At 69.7% G+C, this 5,198-nt stretch carries 2 protein-coding genes; both read right to left on the bottom strand.

Annotated features, from left to right (window positions below):
• Window positions 1–1,588, bottom strand: a 1,588-nt coding sequence (locus ACGFWI_RS38695) for a type I polyketide synthase (protein WP_393910755.1), incomplete at its 3' end; no start/stop codon positions are given.
• A gap of 13 nt (window positions 1,589–1,601) precedes the next feature.
• The coding region (locus ACGFWI_RS38690; RefSeq protein ID WP_393910754.1) for an SDR family NAD(P)-dependent oxidoreductase at window positions 1,602–5,198 on the bottom strand (3,597 nt) is incomplete at its 5' end.

The raw sequence follows: 5,198 nt of genomic DNA, 5'->3' as shown, positions 1-5,198 counted from the left end.
TCACCGCCAACGACAACGCCACATCCCTGGCCGCGACCTCCGGACGCGCCGTCACGAACTCCGCCAACCGACCCGCCTGCGCAGCCACCGCCGCAGCAGACCGCGCCGACAACACCCACGCCACCGGACCCACAGACTCCAGCCCCAACTCCGAGGCAGACTCCACCCCATCCAAAACAGGGGCGTCCAAAGCAGACGCATCCTGGGCAGGAGCATCCTGGGTGGGCTCTTCAACGATCAGGTGGACGTTGGTGCCGCTGATCCCGAACGCCGACACACCAGCCCGCCGCGGACCAGAACCCTCAGGCCACTCCCGAGGCGCCGTCAGCAGCTCCACCGCCCCGGCCGACCAGTCCACATGCGAGGACGGGGCATCCACGTGCAGGGTCTGGGGCAGCATGCCGTGCCGCATCGCCTGCACCATCTTGATCACACTGGCCACACCGGCAGCCGCCTGCGTGTGGCCAATGTTCGACTTCACCGACCCCAGCAACAGCGGCCAGCCCTCCGGCCGGTCCTGACCATAGGTGGCCAGCAGCGCCTGCGCCTCGATCGGATCACCCAGCGCCGTACCGGTGCCATGCGCCTCCACCACATCAACATCACCCGGCTGCAACCTTGCGCTCGCCAACGCAGCCCGGATCACCCGCTGCTGCGACGGACCATTCGGCGCCGACAGACCATTACTGGCCCCGTCCTGGTTGACCGCACTGCCCGAGATCACCGCCAGCACCCGGTGCCCGCGCTCACGGGCATCGGACAGCCGCTCCAGAGCCAGGACACCGACACCCTCGCCCCACCCGGTACCGTCGGCCGCCTCCGCGAACGGCTTGCACCGGCCATCGCCAGCCAACCCCCGCTGCCGCGCGAACTCCGTGAACGTCCCAGGCGAAGCCATCACTGTGACCCCGCCGGCCAGGGCCATCCCGCACTCCCCGGACCGCAGCGCCTGCACGGCCAGGTGAATCGCCGTCAGCGACGAGGAACACGCCGTGTCGATCGAGACGGCGGGACCTTGCAACCCCAGCGAGTACGCCACCCGACCCGACGCCACACTCGCCGTAGTCCCGGTCAGGCCAAAACCACCAGCACCGTCCTGCTCACCGATCCGGTACCCGGACGCGATGATCCCGGCGTAGACGCCGGTGTCGGTGCCACGCAGCGAACCCGGGGCGATCCCCGCGTCCTCCAGTGCCTCCCAACAGGTCTCCAGCAACAACCGCTGCTGGGGATCCATCCCCAACGCCTCACGCGGACTGATCCCGAAGAACTCCGCATCGAAATCACCAGCACCATCCAGGAAACCACCCACTTGAGCATAGGCCGCGCCCTCATCGCCAGTGTCAAACGCGGCTGCCGCGTCCCAGCCGCGATTCGCCGGGAACCCCGACATCGCATCGGCCCCTGCGGCAACCAACCGCCAGAAACCCTCCGGGTCCTCGACTCCCCCCGGGAATCGGCAACCCATCCCTACAATCGCTACCGGTTCCTGCTCGCGTGCCTCTATCTTCCGCAGGCGTTCCTTGGTCTCGTAGGAGTCGGCCGTTACCTTCTTCAGGTAGCTGAGGAGCTTCTCGTGCTCTGTCATCTCAGTCATTGGATTAGGAAACTCCTAGCTCTTTAGCAATAAAGTCAAAGACTTCATCAGCCGAGGCCGACTCAAGTTTCTGTTTCGCGGTGTTCTCCGCCGCCGGCTCCTGGTCGCGCATCCATTTCGATACCACCGTCCGCAGCCGAGCCGTGATATCGGAGCGCATTTCGCTGTCCGCGGGTACCTCAGAGAGGATCGATTCCAGCTGGGTGAGCTGGGTGAGGACCGCCGGTTCCACAACCACATCCGCAAAGATCTCCGGGCACAGGTGCCTGGCGAGCTCGGCCGGTGTCGGGTGGTCGAAGACCAGGGTGGCGGGAAGACTCAGGCCCGTCTCGCTTGCGAGCCGGTTGCGGAGTTCCAGCCCGGTCAGGGAGTCGATACCCATGTCCCGGAAGGCCCGCTGGGGATCGACGTCCCCGGGTCGGGCATGGCCCAGAACGACGGCGACAGCGGCCCGGACGATCTCCAGGACTTCCTGCTCACGCTCGGCGGGACTGAACGCGGCCAACCGGGCCGCCAGGCCACCCGCGTCCGCGGCCGTGGCCACGGCCGCGGACGGGCGTGCGGAGACACCACCAGCAGCCAAGCCGCGCAGCAGCGCAGGCACCGGCCTTCCTCCGCGGGAGAACGCGGTCAGGTCCAGTCGAGCCGGGACCGCCAACGCCGCACCCAGCGCGGCAGCGGCCTCGAACAGCGCCAGGCCTTGCTCCGTCGTCAGCGGCTGGACACCGCCACGCCGCAGACGGGAGAGGTCAGCGCCGGCCAACTGCCCGGTTATCTCCGAGGCCTGGGCCCACAGCCCCCAGGCCAGCGACTGACCGGCCAGGTGCCGGTCGTGGCGGTAGGCGGCGAGTGCATCCAAGAACGCGTTGGCCGCGGCGTAACTCCCCTGACCCGGGCTGCCCACGCTGGCTGAAGCCGAGGAGTACAAGACGAAGCCGGCCAGGCCCGCGCCCTCGGTCAGCTCGTGCAGGTTCCAGGCCGCATCAGCCTTGGCCGCCAGGACGGTCGCCATGCGCTCAGGTGTCAGCGACTCCACCGTGGCGTCGTCGATCACACCGGCGGCATGCACCACCGCCGTCAACGGCCGCTCAGGAGCGATCCTCGCCAACACCGAGGCGAGGGCGCTGCGGTCGGCGGCGTCGCCGGCCTGCACCCGCACCTCCGCACCCGACTGGGCCAACTCCGCGACCAGACGGGCAACCCCCGGCGCGGCCGGGCCACGCCGCGACAGCAGCAGCAGATGCCGCATGCCACGAACGTTGACCAGGTGCCGGGCCAACTCCCCACCCAGCGTCCCTGTCCCACCCGTGACCAGCACCGTGCCCTGCCCGTCCCACTCAGCGGGGACGTTCAGCACGACCTTGCCGAGATGCCGGGCGGCCTGCAGATACCGCAGCGCCGCCACAGCCTGGGAGAGCTCGAAACACGTCACTGCGGGCGGCTGTAGCGTCCTCGCCTCGAACATCGCCCCGAGTTCGGCCAGCATCTCCGCGACTCGCGGCTCGCCCGCGTCCATCAGGTCGAACGCCTGGTAGACCACTCCCGGGTAGGACTGAGCAACCTGCTCGGGGTCCCGGATGTCGGTCTTGCCCATCTCGACGAACTGACCGCCGCGCGGCAGCAGCCGCAGCGACGCGTCCGTGAACTCCCCGGCCAGCGCGTTGACGACCACGTCCATACCTTCGCCGCCGGTCACGGCCAGGAACTGCTCGCAGAAGGCCAGATCACGAGTGGAGGCGATATGGCTCTCGTCCACACCCATCGCTCGCAACGCCGGCTGCTTGGCAGGGCTCGCGGTCGCGAAGACCTCCAAGCCCCACGCCTTTGCCAACTGCACCGCAGCCGTACCCACACCACCAGTACCGGCATGAATGAGCACTCGCTGGCCGGCGCGGACCTGGGCCAGATCCCGCAACGCGTAGAACGCCGTCAGGAACCCAATCGGCACCGCCGCGGCCTGCTGGAACGACCAGCCCTGCGGGATCGGGGCAAGCAGGCGGCTGTCCACGATCCCGACCGGCCCCCAGCTCGGCGCCAGGCCCATCACCGGCTGCCCCACAGCCAGACCGGTTACTCCGGGCCCGGTCTCCAGGACAACCCCGGCGCCTTCCCCACCAAGGACCCGGCCGTCAGAGACCATCCCCAGCCCGGTCACCACGTCGCGGAAGTTCACGCCCACCGCTCGCAGGCCCACCCGGACCTGACCCGCCAGCAGCGCAGTCTCCGTCTCGGGAGCTTCGACGACAGCCGCACTGCCCAGGTCACCCGGCTTGGCGACCTCAATCCGCCAGCCCGAACCACCGGGCAGCTCCAGTTCCCCGGACGCACCGGCGCGGGCCAGCCGACGCCCGAACGCCGCGATGCCCCCGCCGTCAGTAGCGGGACGGATGCGGACCTCAGGCTCATCGGCATCCAGTGCCACGGCCAGGACGGTGTCCACGTCGGCGTCGTGAGTGGGGTCCAGGCCGGCTGACGGGTCAACATCGACCAGCAGCAGACGACCCGGGTGCTCGGACTGCGTCGAGCGGACCAAGCCTGCCACCGCCGCGCCGGCCAGGTCCTGCCCGGCGGCCGCGCCCCGGGTCCAGATCACCAACCGCGCACCGTCGGTCTCGGGGTCGGCGAGCCACTGCTGCACCCAACCCAGCACCGTCGCGGCAGCCAGCTGAGCCGCCTGCGGCGCCGACGTCCCCGACGGAGCAGCCGGCACGGCCGCAACCACCACGGGAGGCAACTCAGACTCGACCGACTGGCCGTGCCGCACCCACTGCACTGCGGCATCAGGTGCCTGCGCCGGCAGCGGGACCCAGTCGACGGTGAACAGCGACTGCCGCACCTGCCGACCAGACCCGGTGAGCTGACCGGCCGAGGCCTCACGTAGCGCCAACGATCGCGCCTGCAAAACCGGCTGACCGACACCGTCGAACGCCGTCACCGAGACGCCGCCCGACTCACGGGCCAGCACCACTCGCAGGTGGCGGGCACCGCCGGCCAGCAGCCGCACCCCCGACCACGCGAACGGCAACCCAGTCCCACCACCGCCATGGCTTGCGGCCAGCAGACCGTGCAGAGCGGCGTCGAGCAGAGCGGGGTGCAGGCCGAACCCGGCCGCATCGGAGTCAATGCCCTGAGGCAGCTCGGCCTCGGCATAGACGGTGTCCCCAGCACGCCAAACCCGACGCAGCCCCTGGAACGCCGGCCCATAGCCGTAACCGCGCTGGGCGAAATTCTCGTAGGCATCGTCGACCGGAACCGACTCTGCACCGGCCGGGGGCCAGGCACCCAGCGGGGCGGGGACGGGCTCACTGCCGGCCGGAGCCAGCACGCCGACCGCGTGCCGAACCCATTCGCCCTCTCCCTCTCGGGAGGAGACCATGACGGTTCGCCGACCACTGTCGCCGTCACTGTCGCCGACCTGGATCTGCAACTGCACGCCACCGGAACCGGGAAGGACCAGCGGCTCCTGGAGCGTCAACTCCTCCAGCATGCCGCACCCAGCCAGATCACCGGCGTGGACCGCCAGGTCCACGAACGCCGTACCCGGCAGCAGGACCGTGCCATGCACCGCGTGATCGGCCAGCCACGGCATCGCGGCCAACGA

Origin of the sequence: Streptomyces sp. NPDC048434 (assembly GCF_043200375.1) — a bacterium.
GTDB lineage: Bacteria > Actinomycetota > Actinomycetes > Streptomycetales > Streptomycetaceae > Streptomyces.
The sequence above is the reverse complement of the archived record's forward strand: the minus strand, read 5'-3'. Positions and strand labels throughout refer to the sequence as shown.